A 19,771-nucleotide genomic window follows, 5' to 3' on the forward strand; every position below is an offset into this window, starting at 1 on the left:
GTTAAAGGCTGCTGTTTGGAGAATACTTGAAGTGCGATCGCGACTGTTGTTATCTACTATAAGATATTCTACACTTTGTGGCGGGTAAGTTTGCGATCGCAAGCACTCAATTAAATCCGGCAAATCCCTCTCACCGTTATAAACAGGTACCACCACCGCAACAATCGGTAAAAAACCATCATCGTTCATGCTTCTTCCTGTTTGTAGTGAGGACTGAAGTCCTCTCTTTTCAGGACTAAAGTCCTTACTACGAACCTTTTTATTGTAGTTTAATTTAAGGAATAATTTCTACAGCCGTTCCCTGCTGCACGAATTGATACGATTCTTCAACATCCTTATTTTCCAGTGAAACGCAGCCCAAAGTCCAGTTCTATCTCTATTTAATTAACTTCTGTGAATTTGCCGATACGCCGTGAATCCCAATCTCGCTGCCAACACTATCTTGCCATGAAATTGTACCAGCTTGCTTGGCTTGAATATGTTTGCGCCAAGATTGTTTAGTGGGATAATCCAGCCAGATAAACTTCGACCAACTTTCGTGAGGATACATATCTTTAATTCTAAAAATTCCTTCAGGCGTGCGCGAATCCCCTGCTTTGAATTTATCACCTGTGGGGTTGCCACCAAATACCACCGGATAAGATTTAATCGGCTGTTTGTCGGCATATACAGTCAATTTATATTTAGACTTTTCAACTAAGATAGAAATTCTCGTTTTATCCAAATTATATTGAGCTAGCAGCTAGCAATAAAAAGCCCGCAGATGAAGCAATTATCCAAATATTGCGTTTTCTGTTTTTGAGTTCCATTGCATTAACTGCCAGTATCAGTTCTCAAAATTATAACTTCGGAGCCTTGAACGGGCAAGATGCCCATTCCACAACTGCATTTAGTGTGGAACAAGCATCTTGTCTGTGTTTGTGAAACAGGCCGGAAAGCCTGTTCTTGAAAATAGTAGAAAATATCTCTTACATACCCTGAAAAATCCCTTACCCCAATCCACTCTCAACTGTTGCCCGCAAACAAAACAATCATTAAGACTAACACCGCGTTAGTTAAATAAAAGATACCAACAACCTGAGTTTCCAGCCAGCCGCACAGTTCTAAATGATGGTGCAGGGGAGCCATTTTTAACAGACGCTTGCCGATGCCATCCGGGCCTTTTGTAGCTTTGTAATAACCTACTTGAGCAATTACCGACAGTGTTTCTATAAAGAAAATCCCGCTGATAACTAATAATATCCAAAGGCTGTTTGTTAATAAAGCTACTGCACCCAACGCACCGCCCAAAGCCAAGGCACCTGTATCGCCCATAAACACGCGGGCTGGATTGCGATTGTGAGTTAAGAAACCGAGGCAACTGCCGCTGATGCAGGCGCAAAATATCATTAATTCTGGCGAAGTTGAGGCTACAGATGCGCCCAGTCCCAAAAGTGCGATCGCCCCTAAACCTCCCATCAACCCATCAACGCCGTCAGTAAGATTAGTAGCATTGCTTTCAGCAACTAACACAAACCCCGCCAGTGGCCAAAACAGCAAGCCCAAAGGCAATACCCAACCAAAAGGCAAAGCAATGTTAGTAGAAATAGCTGGATTGTGGAACATCAGCCACAGACAAAATAAAGCGGCAAAACCTATTTGCAAAGCCAATTTCATCCGAGGTGAAATACCTTTGTTTGACTTGCGGCGGAGAATTTGCCAGTCGTCCAGCCAGCCGATGAAACTGTAAGCTAAAGTTAAAGCCGATACGGCAACAACGTCTGAGTTAAAATTCGACAGCAATAAAGCGACTGCGACTCCCGCCGGTACAAAAAACACGCCTCCCATTGTCGGCGTTCCCGCTTTTTTCAAGTGGGCTTGGGGGCCGTCTTCGCGAATTATTTGTCCGGCTTTTAGTTGCTGGAGTACGGGAACTACTAGATAGCCCAATCCCGATGCAACTAGAGCACAAACAACTAGCGGGACAAATAGCGATGCAGGCGAATTCAAAAGTCTACCCGCTGCTACATCTAAACCGATCGCTACAATGCCGAGTCCCAAACCCAGCAGCAGGAATAAATTCCTGCCTGTAAGTTTGAAAGGCATACTAAAAGGGATTCTCTCATCCACAAAGTTATCCATATCACTCCTGGCCACACACCATTTGAAAATAAGCAATTGACAATTGGAGAATAGGGTGCGATACCGGAGATTGCGAAATCTCTTAGTTTTTCTTCCCTGTTTCCGGTTGATTGTTTCACCCTTGTAGCAGTTATTCGTCGCCTACACCCGCATCCTCTTCTGCCTCTTCTTCATCATCGTAAGGAGTGTCGTCAACTGCCATCAGTTCGGGAAATTCTTCTTCGTTGAGATATTCTGGTTCTTGGACATCCCTTGCTAACAGGCGATTGTTAGATTCCAACCAGTCTAAAAGAGATGATTGCTGCTTTAATGGAATTACGTCCGCAGGCAAGTGGCGAGGGATTTGGCGCAGAGATGGGTTATACATGATTCTCGGTTTCTAAAGAGAAAGACGCTATCGAGTAGAGGTAATGTCTTGCCTAGTGACTGCTCTTGCGATAGAGCGCTTGCAAATTCCGCGTCCAGCATGGCTAGGGCATTATACCACAGGCACTGTTTGCTTCCGGATCGGGATTGAATGGCAGACCGAAAATGAACTCACCCCAAGCATGGGCCTCAGAATAACACTAAAATCCGCTCTTGCCAATCCTTTTTTAGGTATAAGTATTGTCAGCCGAGACGATCGTATTTAAGATATCCCAGGATACGCGGCGCTGTAGCAAGCGGCACATTCGCCCCAGTCCCTGGGTTTTCGATCGAAGCCTGATGGCGAATACCCTCTACCTTTTTAAGTCAAATCTCAAACAATAAATCCCAGGATGGATACAACGGCGGCCGTTTTATACAACAAAGAGGGTTACGACACCGGAGGAAAGAGACTTTTGGGGCGTCATGCAGCCGGAGAAGGGTTCCTCAAAAGCTTAGTTCAATACGGAACCGCTGACTCGCTCTACTGTTGCACAGATAGCAAAAAAACCTTTGAGGAGTTTTGTTCGCGCATTGAACCTTGGCTGCAACAACCTCGGAAAGTCCGCTGGATTCCTGCACAGCGGTCGGATTTGCTGTCTCAACCGGGCACAATTTATCGACCCGATCCTGCCCTTGCGGATCTGGTTTGGGCGCGCCGATTTGTCGATCAGCGGGCCTACAGCGTTTGCGGCGTTACTCACACCATCGGTACAAAATACGTCATGGAGGCAATCGGCGGTTTGATCGCCGCACCCATCCAGCCTTGGGACGCCCTGATCTGCACCTCTAGGGCCGTGAAAACAGCAGTAGAAAAAGTTCTGAGCGAGTGGTCAGAATACTTAGCGCAGCGCAACGGCGGCAAACCGGAAATTTTGGTCAAATTGCCCGTTATTCCCCTAGGAGTCGATTGTAGCGCGTTTGGGCAGGGTGTGGAAGCAGTTAACAGCCGCCGCCAACAGCGACAAGAACTCGGCATTTCTCCCGGCGATATTGTGGTGTTGTTTGTCGGCAGATTAACTTTTTCGGCAAAAGCTCATCCCATACCGATGTACATCGCCTTAGAGCGAGCAGCACAACAGACCAATGCTAAAATCCACTTAATTCAAGCCGGTTGGATCGAAGATCCGAGAGAAGAACCCGACTTTAAAAATAGCGCGCAAATCTTTTGTCCCTCGGTAAATGCTATTTTTTTAGATGGCAGAAAGCCGGAAGTTAGAATTAATATTTGGTCGGGGGCAGATATTTTTATTTCGCTTTCGGACAACATTCAAGAAACCTTTGGACTAACGCCAATCGAAGCAATGGCTAACGGACTGCCGGCCATAGTCTCTGATTGGAACGGATACAAAGAATCAGTACGCCACGAAATCGACGGCTTCCGGATTCCGACACTGATCCCGCCGCCAGAAGCTTGTTTGGATTTAGCCATAAATTATCTCGACGGTAGTTTGAATTGGCCGACTTACATGGGTCATACTTCCTTAGCCACCGCAGTTGATATTGATGCTTGTACTAGCGCTTTGTGCCAATTAATTGACAGCCCGGAATTGAGAAAGCGGATGGGCGAAAATGCGAGACAAAGGGCGAGGGAGATTTATGATTGGAAAGTAGTAATTGCTGCTTACGAACAGTTGTGGCGGGAATTAGCAGAAATTCGGGTTTCTGCACCGGAATCGGCACCTTTAAAACCAGGGAAACCGCCTTATCCGCTAAGCGACGATCCGTTTCGGGTGTTGGGCCATTATGCGACGAGAACTTTAACCAATGATATGGTGCTGAGTCTGGGTGCGATCGCCACACCAGAACTTCTGAAAGAGTTGCAGACAATTTGGTTTAGCAGTTTCGGTCAAGACAGAAGAATCTCTGTTAAGATTCAGATGGAGATGTTAAAGGCGATCGAGCAAAAAGGTACTGTCAGCGCGGGCGAAATTCTCAGGCTGTATGCCAAAAACGAGCAAGAATTAGCTTACCTGTATCGGACGCTACTCTATCTCGTAAAATTTGGGGTGCTAGTGATTGGGAATCGGTAATGGTTCATGTTAAATCGAATAAGATTCGGCGGTTAAAACCACTCCTTGTCAAACGATTTTCGCGTCTGGACTGAAGATTAAAATTAAGTCTAGGGTTCGCACTACGTACAGAGAATAAGAGGATGGGCAAAAGCCATTTTTTCAGTCATTTGTATCATATATCCTCTTCTAAACCCGCCCCTAAAAAATGCTACTGACTAATGACTGCTGACTGCTGACTGCTGACTAGGGAATTGGGCAAACAGGGAATTGGAAATTGGGCAAACAGGGCATTGGGAATAGGAACTAACCAATAACCAATAACCAATAACCAATAACCAATAACCAATAACCAATAACCAATAACCAATAACCAATAACTACTGACTCTTAAAAAACTATGCTTAAAAAATCTGGACTATTAGAGATAATTGCTGGTAAGAATCGCGGTTTGCTGGCGACTCCAAACGACAAACAGGCGATTTTAAGTGCGATCGCCCAATTGGAAGATTACAACCCCACATCTCGCCCCGTCGAAGCCGCAGAGCTTTTAGAAGGTGATTGGCGGTTATTGTACACCAGCAGCAGCGCCCTGTTGAATATTGACAGTTTTCCGCTGTTAAAATTAGGTCAAATCTATCAATCCATCCGCGTCAAAGAATCAAAAATTTATAACATTGCCGAAGTTTACGGATTGCCTTATTTGGAAGGGATTGTCAGCGTAGCTGCGAGATTTGAAGCAACTTCGGAACGGCGAGTGCAGGTGAAATTTGAGCGATCGATCTTGGGTTTAAGCAGGTTGATTGGCTATGAATCTCCGGCAAAATATATCAATGAGATTGAGTCGGGGAAAAAGTTTGCTGCTGTAGATTTCAAGCTGGATGCGCGGGAACAGCAGGGATGGCTGGATATTACTTATTTGGATGGCGATTTGCGGATCGGGCGCGGCAATGAAGGAAGTGTTTTTGTGTTGACAAAACAGTGATTTTGTGATGCTTGATTGAGTTCGATATATTTTTTGCTTGAAAGTTGCGATCAATCTAAAATGATACCGGGAGGGATACAATCATGACATCAACTATTAAAGAACCAATGGGCAAAATTACCACAACACTGACGATCGCGAATCGCCTCGACCAAGGTAAGGCAGAAGATAATCTAATTCCTGCCGATCGAGTACGTTCTATTACCATAAAAAATGTGCTGGTAGATACTGGGGCGACTACTTTATGCTTGCCGCAGGATGCGATCGCCCAACTCGGTTTAAAACTCCTGAAAACCGTGCCTGTAGCAACGGTAACAGGCATCGGTACAGCACGCATTTTTGAAGATGCAAAAATTTCATTAATGGGAAGAGACGCGACTTTTGAGTGCATAGAACTGCCCGCAGGAGCCGATCCGTTATTGGGCGTCATCCCGTTAGAAGCATTAGGAATTGAATTGGATTTGCAGAAACAAACACTCGTGCTTTTGCCGCTGAGTCCGACGGCTAGTTATTTAAGAATTTGAATTTAGCAGTTAGGAAATAACCTAAAATGCAACTTATTGTTACTCCGTCAGTTTTGTCTGTTCTTTGTTTTCTGCCGGCATTGACTTTCTGACAGCTAGCACTAACTCCGCTTCGGTACATCGATACAAATCCCGCATTCGGAATACTTGCCAAACTTCCATCTTTGGCAATGTTCGACCCTTTTCCCAGTTGCGAATTGAAGATTCAGCACATTCTAGTATATGTGCTACGTCTATAATTTTCAGCCCCGCACGTTCTCTTAAGGCTCTCAGATCCATAGCTGACCGAACCTTTTCAGGGACAAAACGTTAAGTTTTACCGTTAAGTATTGACGTTTGCGACCGATTTGATGTTTAATCATAGTAGTAGAGGCGTTAGTCGATTTCTGGCAAGAGACTTACTAACGCCCTTTCCTGTACTCCTTACGAATACCACACGATTATGCCACAAAACGGTTATCAACAGGGATTCTGTGCGAATCCTCGGGCGATCGCGTACCAAAAACGCCTTTACCCTTGGGCGATCGCCAAACTCATGCCAAATATGCAGCGCGCGATTGTGGGGCGATTTCGCAGTTGATCGGATGCTGACGGGCACTTGCTGTGTCTGCGTCAACTCATGCCCCAAGCAACGCTTGTCGTAGTCTTTGACTTGCAGCCAGACTTAGAAGTACCTACCGCGCCCGCAGAATAAAGTAAGGTGCGTCAGATCCCAAATCCTCAACAATCAATTCAACAACTTCGTCTGACGCACCCTACAAGTCGCTTTCAGCTTGATACTTAGCTTCAATTTGGTACTAATTACAGCAGTCGATAAATATCAACTTAAGTTAGGATAAAATTATCCTCAATTTGTTTTTAAATCATGACTTCTACAACAGCAAAATTCATTGTGTCTCAAGTGGGTGAAATTCCCCAATGGCAAGCCGCGACATGGGAAGATTATGTAGCTGCTTGCGAAGATCCGTCTTTGGAAGAAGCCAGAATATTTTTTTATGAAGGATATCTTTGGATAGACATGGGTAATGAAGGGCCTCAGCACGCTAGATTTAACAATCTCTTGACGCTGGTGTATTACGCCTGGTTTGTCAACAAAGGAGGACAAGCTTTCGATGATTTGGGTGGATGTGTAATTGAAAAGCCAAAGGTGGGAGGAGGTGCGCCCGATCGCATTTTATATATTGGCGGAGAATTCATCCAGTGGCAAAAAGGGGAACCGCGCCGAATCAATCTGAATCAATCTCGAATTCCTGATTTAGTAGTAGAAACTTCCGATACTACTTTGGCCAGCGATTTAGATGGAAAGAAGCGCTTGTATGCTGCTTTTGGAATTCCTGAATATTGGGTGGTAGATATTAAAGGCGAGAGAGTTTTGGCATTTCGATTGCAGGAAAATGGGCAGTATCAGGAATGCGAAATTTCCGGTGCGCTGGAGGGATTGCCAATTGCTTTGCTGTCGGAGACTTTGAAACTTTTGAATCAGGGAAATGGGACGGCGGCGATGTGGTTTGCTCAACAAATTGGGAATTTGTAGAGAAGTTGGCGAAAAGTGCGTTAGCGAAGCCCTCGAAGAGGATCGCACGCGATTCACAATAATTTTTTCAAGCTCGACTCTAGGGCTGCCACAATCTCTGAGAATGTTGATATTTGTGCTAAGCTAATCTACAAAAGATGTCACGATCGTGCAGTAACCTTTCTGTGATTTAAAGGAGCAAGTCAATGAATATTGTCTTAAAGCCGGAATACGAAGAGTTTATTCGCTCGCAAATTCAAAGCGGAAAATATAGCAGTGCTGAAGAACTAATTGGAGAAGCGATCGCACTTTTAATAGAACGGAAACAACGCATCGAAGAACTCCGCCAGAAAATAGCAGTTGCAACTGCACAAATTGCTAACGGACAAGTAACAGATGGAGAACTTGTGTTTGCCAGAATTCAAGAAAAGATCGATCGAAGAGAACAGTCAGGGGCATGAACAGTTATACATTTTCAGATGAAGCTGTTCGAGATTTGAATAATATTTGCGAATACATTGGTCGCAATAGTTCTAAAGCAGCCAGCGAGCTTTTTGATGCAATTCGTCAAAAATGTAAACTTGTCGCCGAATTTCCCAATATGGGCAAACGCTATGAGAGGTTATCCCCCAACTTGCGCGGATTTATTGTTAGGGATTATTTGATTTTTTATTACCCGAGATCGGACGGGATTGATATTGCTCGGGTGCTGCGGGGCGATCGAGACTTGGAATTATTGCTTTCAGAGTTAGGGGAAGATTAATTAGCGTTGGATCGATCCCAAAGGGCGATCGCACTTGGGAAAGAAAAGGGCGATCGCACTCTCCTCCAAAAACGCGATCAAAATTATCTGCGTCCATCTGCGTCATCTGCCTCAATCAACGGTCAAAAAAAAAGACAAATCGCCTCACTTACAATCATAAAAAATCTAAAATATAAAATCATAAAAAAATGCTCCGACTCTCCCAAACCCAACTCAAAATCCTCAAAGAATGCCCCCGCAAATTTCAATACAGCTACTTAGAACTCCTCGCCACTACCGCCTCTCCAGAACAAAAACAAAAACTCACATGGGGCAGCCATTTTCACCTTTTGATGCAGCAGCGAGAACTCGGACTTCCCATTGAATCAATCATCCAACAAGACCCCCAACTCGGGCGCTGTGTAGCAGCCTTTATTAACGCCGCCCCCGAACTTTTCGCGGAACGTGAAAATAGCGACCAAATTTTCCGCCAAGCCGAACACCCCCGGATATTAATTTTTCAAGACTACCTATTTACAGTTATCTACGACTTATTAATAGCAGAACCAAACGCCGCCAAAATTCTCGACTGGAAAACCTATCCGCGCCCTCAAAAATCCCAATGGATAGCAGAAAGTTGGCAAACTCGCCTATATTTATACGTCTTAGTCGAAACCAGCGACTATTCCCCCGAACAAGTTTCTATGACATACTGGTTCGTACAATTGCAAGGAGAAGAACCGCCGCAACAACTAACATTTTCATACAACCAAACAGAACACGATCGCACAAAACAAGATTTAACCCAAATATTGCGCCAGCTAACCGACTGGCGACAGCGATATTCCGCTGGCGACGAATTTTTCCCGCAAGTAGAAATTAGTGCCAATCTTTGCGCTTCCTGTCAATTTGCCACTCGCTGCAACCGCACAGAAGACACCCAAGCTTTTTCACCAAATTTTCCGGCAGAAACTCCCGCAAATTGGCTGCCAAATGTTGCTATAATCGACGAAATATTCATTTAATATATAAACAAGCCCCCCAAATTTTACTCGTTACTAGGCTCTGCCTGGTAACGCCAATACGGAGGCTCTGCCTCCAGTTTTCCCTATCGTAAGCGAGGCAGAGCCTCTGGAAATGGGTTCCCAGGCAGAGCCGGGGAACCAGTGACACTATTAGTCGTCCGGTGGGGGCGGGTTTATAGATATTGTGGATGTGAATGAAAGATGGTTGGTGAACCCGCCCCTACAGGAATTCATGAAATAACCAATGACAGAACTACTTCAAAATTTGCCATCTCAACCTTTATCCCAGCCTCCAGCTTGGCTGATCCAAGCTGTCAAAAAACACGCACCACAACTCCCCGGAAACTATGCCGCCGCACTTCTCTGGTATAGAGGAATTCAAAACCCCGAAGCAATACCTGGTTTTCTCAATCCCAAACTTTATCAACCAGCAAGTCCGTGGGAATTCGGGCAAGAAATGCACCTGGCTACAGACAGAATCCAGCAAGCAATAAATAGTAACGAAAAAGTCGCTATTTGGGGAGATTTTGACGCAGATGGCATCACATCCACCTCGGTTCTTTGGGACGGATTAGGAGAATTTTTCGCTCAAAACGATCGACTAATTTATTATATTCCCAACCGTTTAACCGAATCTCACGGACTTAATCTCCCCGGAATCGACAACTTAGCAAAATCGGGAATTACGCTAATTATTACCTGCGATACAGGCAGTACAAACATCGCCGAAATCGAATACGCTACCAGTTTAGGCATAGATACAATTATCACTGACCACCATACATTGCCGGACGATCGCCCGCCAGCGACAGCAATTATCAATCCCCGCTACTTTCGGGCCAACCACCAACTGTTTAACCTGTCCGGTGTTGCCGTAGCTTACAAATTAATCGAAGCATTGTATCACACATTGCCGGATGTTCCGCAGCGCCCGCTCACAGATTTATTGGAGTTAGTGGCGATCGGCTTAATTGCCGATTTAGTCCAACTTACAGGAGACAGCCGCTACCTAGCACAAATCGGCATAGAACAACTGCAAAAACAAATCAAAAATCCCACCCGTCCGGGAGTAGCAAAATTGCTCGAACTGTGCAACAGATCGGGCGATCGCCCAACCGACATTTCCTTCGGCATCGGCCCTAGAATCAACGCCGTCAGCCGCATTCAAGGCGATGCTAGATTCTGCGTAGAACTCCTCACCAGCCGCGACAAAAAACGCTGCGAAGAACTAGCAAATTTAACCGAAATTGCCAACACCAGACGCAAATCTTTACAAAAAGATGTTGCCAAAGATGCAGCCGAAAAACTAGCCAAACTCGACCTTTCAACTACTAGCGTTATTGTCCTCAGCGACCCCCAATGGCCCGTAGGAGTATTAGGATTAGTAGCAGGACAAATCGCCCAAGAATACGGCCGCCCGGTAATTTTATTCTGCACCGAGGGAAGCGAAGAAATCAACCAAAGTCTTGGGGAAGCGCAACTTGTCGATTCTTTAAACCCCGATGTAAAAACACTTTCCCCATCCCAAATCCCAAATCCCAAATCTAAAATTGCCAGGGGTTCGGCGCGTTCCGCCAATCAAATAGACCTTTACAAATTAGTCAAAGACCAAGCGCATTTATTGGACAGATTCGGCGGTCATCCCTTCGCCGCCGGATTGAGTCTCCCAATTGAAAATATTCCCCTATTTACCGATGCTGTCAATCAACAACTCCGACAACAATACAGCGCAGATAGTTTAACAGCAGCCTTGGTTCAAGCCGACTTGAAAATTACTGTCTCCGAATTAGGCAAAGAGTTATTTCAAGAACTCAAATTGCTCGAACCCTGCGGTATGGGCAACCCTGCACCAAAATTGCTGATCGAAAACTGCTGGTTTAAAAATATTTGGAATAAGAATATTAAAGATTTAAAAGGAAAAGAAATAAAGTATATCAAAACTTCTTTTGATATTTGGGATGAATCTAGGGATACAGGATTTGCCGGCATTTGGTGGGGACACTACCGAGACGAAGTTCCCGAAGGGCGGTGCGATGCTACTGTCGAACTTGATTTCAATACTTACAGGTCGGACTATGAAGTGCGGTTGATCTCAGTGCGGGAATGCACGGATGACAAACAATTTAATGCCCTGACTAAAATAGATTGGATCGTAGACTGGCGCCAGAGAAATCAGGATGAAGAGTTGTTAGCAGTTAGCAAAAACTTAGAATCTCAAATGTCGGCCCAAAATCTAGTTGAAAATTCAGAAATAGTCGATCGCCAAAACTGCATTATCCTCAAAGAATGCCCCGCAAGCTGGGACGAACTGCGGATCTGGTTTCGCAAAGCACAGCACGCTCAGAAAAAACTGGCGATCGCCTACACTTTACCCCCACCAGTACCGCCACAGCAAATCTGCCAACAGCTAATCGGCATCGCCAAATACCTCAGCCGCACCAACAAACCTGTCACCAGACAACAACTAAACCAAAAACTCGGCATCGGCGACACATCTCTGCGACGGGGATTCGCAACCCTACAGCATCTCGGTTTCCAAGTCAATTACCGCGATCGAGCTTTCCACATCACCAGACAACCAGAAACAACAAAAATGGGAGAGAACATCTCCAAACCCTTATTCTCTGGTTCCTCAACCCATTTCCAGGAGCAAAATTCCCCGCCAGCAGTCGGTTTTGCAGCGCAATTCCTAGCAGCAGTCTCTGAAGAACAATTCCGGCGGAAATATTTTTGTGAAGTACCCCTTTCCACCATTGTGTCGATCGCCCGAGAGACCGTTTTCCAAGAAGATTATACAGAAAATTCCTTCTAACTGATAAGCTGATGTCCATCTAAATTGCATTCGTCGGAAGCGAGAAAGGTTTTTGTGGAGATCGCTTGCTTGACACATCTATTCCTGACGCCGGTGCAATATCTCAGTTCTAAGAAATATCTTAGTTATCAATTGATGCCGATAAAATAAGGCATAGCACAATAGGAGTTATCCGTTGCGAGTCACGCCCAAAACTCAAAAGCGATAACTCACAGACTAAAACCCAAAACTCCCCCACCGCTTTGTGTCGATCGCACATCTCCAATTTAAAACCCATATGCTCCTCTGTCCCCGCTGCCAATTTGAAAATCCCAATCTAAACAAGTTTTGTCAACAATGCGGAAATTCCTTAATTTACAAACCTTGCCACCAATGCGGCGCCCAAGTCGCCGTTAGCGCCGCATCATGTCAAAATTGCGGAGCCACAACAGGTCAAGTGTGGCGGGCGATTATCTGCGGTCGATCGAATTTTCCAGCAGTCGAGCTAGACGAGTCAACCGTACCCCCAGGCGAAGCCCAAACCACCGACAACCTTCCAGAAATCGCATCAGCCCAAAACTCTCCCGAACCGATCGCCGACTCCGCAATAGCAGCCTCACCAACTTCTCCACAGCCCGATGCCGCCGCACTCAGTGCAGAAACGGACAGTATGGTTGGCGCAGGGGCGATCGCACCAGAATCCTTTGAAACAGACCAAAAAAACTCTACTACAGCACCAGAGCAGCAAATAACCCCATCTGAAAACAATTTCATCACCCCACCACAGGCAGAGCCAACCCCAGAAACAACAGAGAACCCCGAAGCGCCCAAAGACCAATCCCCAGAAATCCCCGTCCCCAATCAAGCCGAATATTTAATTTCTGCCCAACCGGCAGGAGATTATCTAGACAGCCAGCAGCGCTACCAACTCCTAGAAACCCTGCCGGCGAGAAAACAGTCAGACACATTAGCAGTAACAGTATTGGACTGTCAGCCGCTGCAAATGTCACCCCTCAAAGCAATGCTAGCAGCCAACTCTGCCAGCGTCGCCAAACGAACTTCTCCCTACACCGCAGCAATCAAACAAGGAGAAAATTCGACCAACGGAGCCTTAGCAGAGCTTTGCCAAGGCATAGCTGAACCTTATCTGGCACTCCGGTGGCAATTCTCTCACAACCTGCCAGTCATTCACGATAGCTGGTCGGACAACAAACAGGCAGTGCTGCTGCTAGAAAACTGCTCGCAATGGCCGCTGCTGGTAGAACGGTGGAGTCAGCCGGAAACTTCCACCCAGCAAATTGTGTACTGGCTGCACGAAATGACAGAACTGTGGGCAGCCCTAGAACCCTGGCGCTGCCGCCAAAGCTTGCTGGAACTAATAAATTTGCGAGTCAACCCCGACTCTTCCTTTTCCTTTGTCTCTTTGCGGCTGCAATACCTCTATCCCGAACCCGCCGGCTCAAACCTGCAACTAATAGATTTGGGGCAACTGTGGCAGACGATATTTAACCAGTCCGGTCGCACTCAGTTTGGCGCATTGCTTGAACTGCTGCAACAAATGTACAAAGGCGAGATTAACACAATCGAAGAATTGCGATCGCGCCTAGAAACCGTTCCCCTCGAACTCCAACCCGCACTTCCAGCAACCATAACCCCCACCCGTTTCCAAAACAGCATCCCCGACAGCTCACCCCCCGACGCTGGCGAAGTCTTAACCCAGCCCATGCCAGTCCAGATGTACGGCTTAGAAGACGCAGGCCTCACCGATGTCGGCCGCACCCGCGACCACAACGAAGACTTCTTCAGCATCTGGACTCAGATAGACAAACTCGAAAGCTGCTTCGGTCGCATTTTTCAAACCAAAGGGCTTTACATTCTCTGCGACGGCATGGGCGGACACGACAGCGGAGAAGTAGCCAGTCAACTAGCTGCAGAAACCCTCAGAGAATTCTTTCAAACCAATTGGGAAAATCAACTGCCCCAGGCCGACACCATCCGCGAAGGAGTGCTGCTAGCCAACAAAGCCATCTTTGAAATCAATCAAAAGGACGGACGCTCCGGCAGCGCCCGCATGGGTACAACCTTAGTCGCAGTCTTACTTCAAAACACCAAATTCGCCGTCACCCACGTCGGCGACAGCCGCCTCTACCGGCTCAGAAAGGGTCATCCCCTAGAAAAAATCACTTCAGACCACGAAGTAGGGCAGCGCGAAGTTAAGCGCGGGGTTGACCCGGAAACTGCTTATTCCCGTCCCGACGCCTATCAACTAACTCAAGCCATCGGCCCGCGAGACAGTAATTTTCTCAAGCCTGACGTGCAGTTTTTCGACTTGTGCGAAGATACTTTATTGATTTTGGCCTCCGACGGCCTGACAGATAATGATTTGTTGGAAACTCACTGGTCGAGCACTCTCGAACCCCTGTTCAATCCCCAAGCCGATCTCGATCGGGCAGTTACCGAATTGATTGAACTGGGCAACAAACGCAACGGTCACGACAATATCACGGCAATTATCATTCGGGCGCAGGTAGGGGCATTTCGATTTTAAAATTTGGATGCTGTCAATTTTTTAAAGGCAGCGTCCTGGCAGGCTAAGCTTAAAACTCCAATTGTTGTCGGTTCGCCAACAACAACTGCCGTTTCTGGGCAAGGCTTGACTTTCTGTCTTATTACCTGAATTACGATTTAGTTAAGTGAATGCTTAATATCTATCATCAAAAACTTGTTGCGCTTCGGGTCATTAGCAACCAATGCCACAATCAAAAACGAGTTTTTGATTGTGAGTCTGACAATCTTTTGCTCGATCGGGAAAACGCAGCGATTATTCGATCTCTGATTCCCATTATCGCTTAGTAAGGATACGCCGTCCTGAATTCGTGCCTGTAGACTGGAAGCAACCGACTCCCGAAAAAGAAGCAGGAAATAAAATAAGTTTCAAATGTCTCCTTGATGTCAGTCTTGTCCACCTTGTATAAATCTTACAGCATATTCCATGTAGATGTAGAGAGCGAGAAACCGGGTTTCACAGAACAGAATCAGTAATGATGCCATAACTGTAAAGAAACCGGGCTAGGAGTGTGTCTTCACAAACCTGGAATACGCTGTATGTGGCAGATTAATCCTATGAATCGAAAATGCTGCTGACTCTTTTAGATCCAGAAAAACAGACCCCCCTGCAGCAGTGGAGTTTCGAGAGCGAGTCCATTGTCCGCATCGGCCGCTCTCCTGACAATCATGTTGTGATCCCCAATGCTCTAGTGTCGCGGGAACACCTAGAATTGCAAAGAGTTAAAAGTGACAGCGACCGTCAGTGGTACTTAGTCAATTCCGGGACAAATGGCACTTTTGTTAACGGTATTCTCGTGTCTCAAGGTTGGATATCCGACGGTGCCCTGATCCAGTTGGCGCGGGGCGGCCCAACTCTGCATTTCCAAGTTGTCACTATTGAACTCGGCGGCAAAATTGAGGCGATCCCTACCGTCAATTCTGCCCCCCCGAGGTGTACCCACGCGGGAAACCCGCCGGGGAATTTATTCTGCATCCACTGCGGCGAACCGATTAAAGTCGATCGCACAATCCGTCACTACCAAGTGCTGCGAACTTTGGGCAAAGGCGGTATGGGGACAACGACTTTAGCTTGGGATCGAGCAAAAGCCAAAGCTCAAAAACCCGGAAGTTCTCCCGCAGCTTCTTTGGTAGTCCTCAAGGAAATGAATGCTGACATGGCTCAAATAGGCAAAGCTCAAGAACTGTTTGAACGTGAAGCTAAAACTCTCAAGGCCCTCCACCATCCGGGAATCCCTCAGTTTTTTGACTTTTTTGTAGAAGGGGGGAAAAAATACTTGGTGATGGAAATGCTCCACGGCGAGGATTTAGAAAAACGCATCTACAACCGCGGGCCTGTTGCTCCCCAACAGGCGATCGAGTGGATGATCCAAACCTGTGAAATTTTGGACTACATTCACTCTCAAAAACCCCCGATCGTCCACCGGGATATTAAACCTGCTAATTTGTTAGTGCGGCACCGGGACAATCGCATTACTGTGCTCGATTTTGGCGCCGTTAAAGAAATCGGCACTCCTCCGGGCACTCGCATCGGCGTTGAAGGCTACACCGCACCAGAACAGGACCGGGGACAACCTCTGCCTCAGTCGGATTTATATGCTATTGGGCCTACTTTGATTTTTTTGCTGACGGCCGAAAGCCCTCAAAAGTTTTATGGGAAAATAGCTGGAGGTTACGGGTTTAAGCTGGAAAATATTCCGACTATCGCCCCGAAGTTGCGGGAGACCATTGTCCGAACCACAGCAGCTAAGCCTGGCGATCGTTTTCAAACCGCTCAACAATTAGCTCGAGCTTTAGCAACTTGCCTTTAACAGAAAGAATGAGTCCTCAGTCACTAGCAAGAGGAAAGAAGCAAGAGGAAAGAAGTTAGAAACGGCAAATTTATTCATAAATTTACCCAATCGCCTTTGAATTTCTCTGAGACACCCAACTCCTCTATCTCCTCTGTTATTATTCCTCGTCCCAAGCTTCTACAGCTATCAACTCGCTCACAGGGTCTTGCATAGAAAAATCAAACTCTAGCAGTTGCTGTTTCCAGTAAGGCCATTCGTCCCCATAAAGCAGAGCTATTTTCCAAATGCTGTCTGTCGGCTTGATAATGTCAGACGTCACGAGAGAATGCACCTGACGCTGGAACTTAACCATCGGCTGTATCACCTTCTGGCTCATAATACCTCTTGAATTGTTTAAATCTTGTGTAATTACCACTTCCCAGCGCACACTTTTACCGCAGTTTCGCCAAGAACAGTCTAACCAAGATACGTGTAGATTTTTGTCGGGAAGCTACATATTCAACTTGTATCTCAACACTGTTCGTTTTGACAAGGGCCTATAAGCAAGACTTAATAGTCAAGACCGACTTCAAAGAATTAATCATCTGTGAAATGTCGCACTATATGCTCTCGATCGGCAGTGGGAAGTTTGCCGCCTCGATTGTTTCCACATATGATAGCAGATGCCAGGGCCCAGGAAGGTCGCTTGTTGACAAGGCCGAGGAAAACGAGAAACTGCAATTACTGTTTCGCTGCTACAGACTAATTTCCGCTTTCGGGCGATTATTCAAAGCACCTGTTTCAGCTTCGACGCTGGTGAAAACTGTGAGAGTAGGGTCTGAGCTGCATAAACTAGATTATAGCTCTAATGACGGCAAAGGTGTTGAAACTCACCGTCCTTTGATGAGCGATCGTGCTGGGCGAAGCAGGGATGCCCTTGAATGTACTTGCTTGCCAAGCATAGACCTGGTGCCGGGCGGCGTTTGCAGCGAGATTTATCGAGTTCTCAATTTCGGCTTTTCTATATTAATACAAGATTGAGGATGTTTGCTACCAGGGTTCGGGAGCGGCGCGGCTTCAGCTAGACTTACTTCACTTTTTCAGCGCGCATTACCGCTGATATAGGGGTTCTCAGTTAGGTGTGAGGTATGCCCGGTTAGACTTATGGCTGGCGCGGGCCTGCTTGGTACTTCATATGAGAGCTTGAAAGGCTATATCTCTATTAAACAACAAAGCCCTCCTCAAAAATTGTTGGATACGAGCCCAGTTTTTTGGTCAAAAATTGTTGGATACTGTTAACCGGAATCCGCGCGAGTGTCGATCGAACATTCCATGCCCTCCAGCGCTGGCGTGCAAGCAAGTTCCAAACCCATCGTCCGTCCTGATTCAATAAATCTCAAATCTAAAATTGCATGACTTGGACAAGGCGACACATTCTCACTCTGGCTGATTTTACCTCCGACGAATACGACACCGTGCTGCAAACCGCGGCCAGTTTTCGGGAAGTGCTCGGCCGCCGCACTAAGAAAGTGCCGGCCCTGCAGGGTCAAGTGGTCGCGAATTTGTTTTTTGAACCCTCCACCCGGACTCGCAACAGTTTTGAATTGGCGGCGAAGCGGCTGTCGGCGGATACGCTGAATTTTACCCCCGGCAGTTCTTCTCTGACCAAGGGAGAGACTATTCTGGATACGGCTAAGACTTATCTGGCGATGGGAACGGATTTGATGGTCATCCGCCACGAACAAGCTGGAGTCCCCAGTACAATTGCTTCGGAAATGGATCGTTTGGGTTCGAGAGTCAGCGTTCTGAATGCTGGAGACGGCCAGCACGAACACCCGTCGCAAGGTTTGCTAGATTTATTTACTATTTGTTCTCTGTTAGATAGCGAAGGCCCGCGGCTGGAACTTTTAGCGGGCAAAAAAATTGCTGTGGTGGGGGATATTTTGCATTCGCGGGTGGCGAGGTCGAATATTTGGAGTCTCACGGCTTCTGGGGCAGAGGTTCATTTGGCCGGGCCGCCGACTTTGTTGCCGCTGTTGTTTGCTGAGTGCGGCGATGGTAGGGAAGGTAAGTTATTTTTGCACTGGCAGCTTGAACCTGCTTTGGCCGATGCTGATTTTGTGATGACTTTGCGGCTGCAAAAGGAACGGATGAGCCAGCATTTGCTGCCGAGTTTACGAGAGTATCATTCTTTGTATGGAGTTACGCGCGATCGGCTGAAACTCTGCAAGCCGGATGTGAAGGTGTTGCACCCCGGCCCGGTTAACCGCGGCGTGGAAATTAGTTCGGAATTGATGGACGATCCCCAGTTTAGCCTGATTTCTCAGCAAGTTACCAGCGGCGTAGCGGTGCGGATGGCCTTACTGTATCTGATCGGTGGCGGTAAAGTTTAGGTTGTTAGCTGTTACTGATTAATTTCCGATATTTGATTATTTTCAGCCTCCATCGCCTCTTTACAATAATCGTTACCCAGTATGGTTGGGTAACGATTAAAACTCTTTCTAGAAATGTAAAGCGATCTAGTTAAGAGTTAGGAGATCCAGGCAGTAGACACCCAGCCGCCGCCTTTGAGTTGGGCCCAGCCGCGTTTGTAACGACCGGTCAATTTTACGTGGTCTCCACGATATAACTTACCGATGACATGAGCACAGCCATTGGGGCGGTGGCGGATATTCAGTCGGCCGCCATTCGTGACAACTTTGGCGTACCTGTGATGATTGTGACCGCCGCCGCAGCGCTTGTAGTGGCAACTTGCCTGGGCTTCGCCAGTGGCGCCCAGAACAGATAAGGCTACTGCCAGACCTGCAGCACCTACCAATGCAGAATTGGGAATTTTAAATTCCATTTGGAGTTCGGACTCTGGAGATTCATAAGCAACAAAAGAATGGTTCAATGCTAGTGCTTCCATAGTTTCCTCAATGATTGTTGTTAACATTTGTTGGTACAGGCTCAGGTCAAAACCTCGATTCACAGCCCTAACCATTAATTTATGTGTCAGACAAGGCACAAAATGGCGTTACAGTCTTGGTTTTGCCGAGGATTCGCCAAGTTGCCTGAATCTAGCACAAGTCTATGATGTCACTTAATGAGCTTTTCGACACAAAAAAATAAATAAAGTTTACATTTTCTGGTGAAAACTTGAGACGGCGTCGATCGCCAGGAGCGCAGAATTCAACTTAAGTGTGTCATTGAAAAGGGATAGCAGTCATCGTTTCGGGGTGGGAGATTGCTTGCCGAGAGTCGGGAAAGAGACTGCTGATTTTGGTGTGCTGACTGATTGATTTGCTACACCTGCGACGGACAGCTATTGGATCGC

At 46.6% G+C, this 19,771-nt stretch carries 18 protein-coding genes and 1 pseudogene; 12 read left to right on the top strand and 7 right to left on the bottom strand.

The window, feature by feature from the left end; all coding sequences use genetic code 11:
* From IQ270_RS12215 to IQ270_RS12230, 4 genes and pseudogenes are all read right to left on the bottom strand, one after another.
* The coding region (locus IQ270_RS12215) for a glycosyltransferase family 2 protein (RefSeq protein WP_193973479.1) at positions 1 to 189 on the bottom strand (189 nt) is incomplete at its 3' end.
* A gap of 85 nt (positions 190 to 274) precedes the next feature.
* Positions 275 to 724, bottom strand: a pseudogene (locus IQ270_RS12220) (murein L,D-transpeptidase family protein).
* A gap of 281 nt (positions 725 to 1,005) precedes the next feature.
* Positions 1,006 to 2,121 (bottom strand): phospho-N-acetylmuramoyl-pentapeptide-transferase, encoded by a 1,116-nt coding sequence (gene mraY, locus IQ270_RS12225; RefSeq protein WP_193973480.1) that lies wholly within the window; start codon positions 2,119 to 2,121, stop codon positions 1,006 to 1,008.
* Positions 2,122 to 2,251: 130 nt separating this feature from the next.
* Positions 2,252 to 2,488 carry a DUF3134 domain-containing protein gene (locus IQ270_RS12230; RefSeq protein WP_193973481.1) on the bottom strand — a complete coding sequence of 79 codons (237 nt, stop codon included), beginning with the start codon at positions 2,486 to 2,488 and terminating at the stop codon, positions 2,252 to 2,254.
* 391 nt (positions 2,489 to 2,879) lie between these two features.
* Here IQ270_RS12230 and IQ270_RS12235 point away from each other — a divergent pair, with 391 nt between their 5' ends.
* The 3 genes from IQ270_RS12235 to IQ270_RS12245 all read left to right on the top strand — a co-directional run bounded on the left by IQ270_RS12235 (position 2,880) and on the right by IQ270_RS12245 (position 6,047).
* Positions 2,880 to 4,559: a glycosyltransferase family 4 protein gene (locus IQ270_RS12235; protein WP_193973482.1), complete on the top strand. Its 1,680-nt coding sequence runs from the start codon at positions 2,880 to 2,882 to the stop codon at positions 4,557 to 4,559.
* A 379-nt stretch (positions 4,560 to 4,938) separates the two neighbouring features.
* Positions 4,939 to 5,523: a PAP/fibrillin family protein gene (locus IQ270_RS12240; protein WP_193973483.1), complete on the top strand. Its 585-nt coding sequence runs from the start codon at positions 4,939 to 4,941 to the stop codon at positions 5,521 to 5,523.
* A gap of 83 nt (positions 5,524 to 5,606) precedes the next feature.
* Positions 5,607 to 6,047: an aspartyl protease family protein gene (locus tag IQ270_RS12245; RefSeq protein ID WP_193973484.1), complete on the top strand. Its 441-nt coding sequence runs from the start codon at positions 5,607 to 5,609 to the stop codon at positions 6,045 to 6,047.
* Positions 6,048 to 6,086: 39 nt separating this feature from the next.
* On the opposite strand, the gene IQ270_RS12250 is transcribed toward IQ270_RS12245, so the two are convergent.
* Positions 6,087 to 6,326 (bottom strand): helix-turn-helix transcriptional regulator, encoded by a 240-nt coding sequence (locus IQ270_RS12250; protein ID WP_193973485.1) that lies wholly within the window; start codon positions 6,324 to 6,326, stop codon positions 6,087 to 6,089.
* Positions 6,327 to 6,489: 163 nt separating this feature from the next.
* Here IQ270_RS12250 and IQ270_RS32280 point away from each other — a divergent pair, with 163 nt between their 5' ends.
* The 8 genes from IQ270_RS32280 to IQ270_RS12290 all read left to right on the top strand — a co-directional run bounded on the left by IQ270_RS32280 (position 6,490) and on the right by IQ270_RS12290 (position 16,494).
* Positions 6,490 to 6,627, top strand: a complete 138-nt coding sequence (locus IQ270_RS32280; RefSeq protein ID WP_339384140.1) for a hypothetical protein — start codon at positions 6,490 to 6,492, stop codon at positions 6,625 to 6,627.
* Positions 6,628 to 6,912: 285 nt separating this feature from the next.
* Complete coding sequence (locus IQ270_RS12260; protein WP_193973486.1) at positions 6,913 to 7,581, top strand: Uma2 family endonuclease; 669 nt, start codon at positions 6,913 to 6,915, stop codon at positions 7,579 to 7,581.
* Positions 7,582 to 7,766: 185 nt separating this feature from the next.
* On the top strand, positions 7,767 to 8,021 hold the full coding sequence (locus IQ270_RS12265; RefSeq protein ID WP_193973487.1) for a type II toxin-antitoxin system ParD family antitoxin: 255 nt from the start codon (positions 7,767 to 7,769) through the stop codon (positions 8,019 to 8,021).
* The gene (locus IQ270_RS12270; RefSeq protein ID WP_193973488.1) at positions 8,018 to 8,323 is read left to right on the top strand and encodes a type II toxin-antitoxin system RelE/ParE family toxin; all 306 of its coding nucleotides are present in this window, start codon (positions 8,018 to 8,020) and stop codon (positions 8,321 to 8,323) included. The genes IQ270_RS12265 and IQ270_RS12270 overlap by 4 nt, the downstream gene beginning before the upstream one ends.
* A gap of 188 nt (positions 8,324 to 8,511) precedes the next feature.
* Positions 8,512 to 9,327 carry a PD-(D/E)XK nuclease family protein gene (locus IQ270_RS12275; RefSeq protein WP_193973489.1) on the top strand — a complete coding sequence of 272 codons (816 nt, stop codon included), beginning with the start codon at positions 8,512 to 8,514 and terminating at the stop codon, positions 9,325 to 9,327.
* Between the two features lie 244 nt (positions 9,328 to 9,571).
* Positions 9,572 to 12,139, top strand: coding sequence for a DHH family phosphoesterase (locus IQ270_RS12280; protein WP_193973490.1), 2,568 nt, complete (start codon positions 9,572 to 9,574; stop codon positions 12,137 to 12,139).
* 277 nt (positions 12,140 to 12,416) lie between these two features.
* Positions 12,417 to 14,666, top strand: coding sequence for a serine/threonine phosphatase (locus IQ270_RS12285; protein ID WP_228056295.1), 2,250 nt, complete (start codon positions 12,417 to 12,419; stop codon positions 14,664 to 14,666).
* A gap of 586 nt (positions 14,667 to 15,252) precedes the next feature.
* On the top strand, positions 15,253 to 16,494 hold the full coding sequence (locus IQ270_RS12290; protein ID WP_193973491.1) for a protein kinase: 1,242 nt from the start codon (positions 15,253 to 15,255) through the stop codon (positions 16,492 to 16,494).
* Between the two features lie 139 nt (positions 16,495 to 16,633).
* On the opposite strand, the gene IQ270_RS12295 is transcribed toward IQ270_RS12290, so the two are convergent.
* Entirely contained in the window at positions 16,634 to 16,852 is a 219-nt protein-coding gene (locus IQ270_RS12295) for a DUF4327 family protein (protein ID WP_193973492.1), read from the bottom strand.
* A gap of 1,015 nt (positions 16,853 to 17,867) precedes the next feature.
* Here IQ270_RS12295 and IQ270_RS12300 point away from each other — a divergent pair.
* Complete coding sequence (locus IQ270_RS12300) at positions 17,868 to 18,848, top strand: aspartate carbamoyltransferase catalytic subunit (RefSeq protein ID WP_193973493.1); 981 nt, start codon at positions 17,868 to 17,870, stop codon at positions 18,846 to 18,848.
* 137 nt (positions 18,849 to 18,985) lie between these two features.
* Here IQ270_RS12300 and IQ270_RS12305 read toward each other — a convergent pair whose 3' ends face one another.
* Positions 18,986 to 19,390, bottom strand: coding sequence for an SH3 domain-containing protein (locus IQ270_RS12305; protein ID WP_228056296.1), 405 nt, complete (start codon positions 19,388 to 19,390; stop codon positions 18,986 to 18,988).
* Positions 19,391 to 19,771: the final 381 nt, after the last annotated feature.

It is taken from the genome of Microcoleus sp. LEGE 07076 (genome assembly GCF_015207455.1).
In the GTDB taxonomy this organism is placed as follows: domain Bacteria; phylum Cyanobacteriota; class Cyanobacteriia; order Cyanobacteriales; family Microcoleaceae; genus Microcoleus.

Excerpts from the sequence above, each read along its gene's own strand:
- mraY (WP_193973480.1), bottom strand. The coding sequence starts at position 2,121 with ATGGATAACTTTGTGGATGAGAGAATCCCTTTTAGTATGCCTTTCAAA.
- IQ270_RS12230 (WP_193973481.1), bottom strand. The coding sequence starts at position 2,488 with ATGTATAACCCATCTCTGCGCCAAATCCCTCGCCACTTGCCTGCGGAC.
- IQ270_RS12235 (WP_193973482.1), top strand. The coding sequence starts at position 2,880 with ATGGATACAACGGCGGCCGTTTTATACAACAAAGAGGGTTACGACACC.
- IQ270_RS12240 (WP_193973483.1), top strand. The coding sequence starts at position 4,939 with ATGCTTAAAAAATCTGGACTATTAGAGATAATTGCTGGTAAGAATCGC.
- IQ270_RS12245 (WP_193973484.1), top strand. The coding sequence starts at position 5,607 with ATGACATCAACTATTAAAGAACCAATGGGCAAAATTACCACAACACTG.
- IQ270_RS12250 (WP_193973485.1), bottom strand. The coding sequence starts at position 6,326 with ATGGATCTGAGAGCCTTAAGAGAACGTGCGGGGCTGAAAATTATAGAC.
- IQ270_RS32280 (WP_339384140.1), top strand. The coding sequence starts at position 6,490 with ATGCCACAAAACGGTTATCAACAGGGATTCTGTGCGAATCCTCGGGCG.
- IQ270_RS12260 (WP_193973486.1), top strand. The coding sequence starts at position 6,913 with ATGACTTCTACAACAGCAAAATTCATTGTGTCTCAAGTGGGTGAAATT.
- IQ270_RS12265 (WP_193973487.1), top strand. The coding sequence starts at position 7,767 with ATGAATATTGTCTTAAAGCCGGAATACGAAGAGTTTATTCGCTCGCAA.
- IQ270_RS12270 (WP_193973488.1), top strand. The coding sequence starts at position 8,018 with ATGAACAGTTATACATTTTCAGATGAAGCTGTTCGAGATTTGAATAAT.
- IQ270_RS12275 (WP_193973489.1), top strand. The coding sequence starts at position 8,512 with ATGCTCCGACTCTCCCAAACCCAACTCAAAATCCTCAAAGAATGCCCC.
- IQ270_RS12280 (WP_193973490.1), top strand. The coding sequence starts at position 9,572 with ATGACAGAACTACTTCAAAATTTGCCATCTCAACCTTTATCCCAGCCT.
- IQ270_RS12285 (WP_228056295.1), top strand. The coding sequence starts at position 12,417 with ATGCTCCTCTGTCCCCGCTGCCAATTTGAAAATCCCAATCTAAACAAG.
- IQ270_RS12290 (WP_193973491.1), top strand. The coding sequence starts at position 15,253 with ATGCTGCTGACTCTTTTAGATCCAGAAAAACAGACCCCCCTGCAGCAG.
- IQ270_RS12295 (WP_193973492.1), bottom strand. The coding sequence starts at position 16,852 with ATGAGCCAGAAGGTGATACAGCCGATGGTTAAGTTCCAGCGTCAGGTG.
- IQ270_RS12300 (WP_193973493.1), top strand. The coding sequence starts at position 17,868 with ATGACTTGGACAAGGCGACACATTCTCACTCTGGCTGATTTTACCTCC.
- IQ270_RS12305 (WP_228056296.1), bottom strand. The coding sequence starts at position 19,390 with ATGTTAACAACAATCATTGAGGAAACTATGGAAGCACTAGCATTGAAC.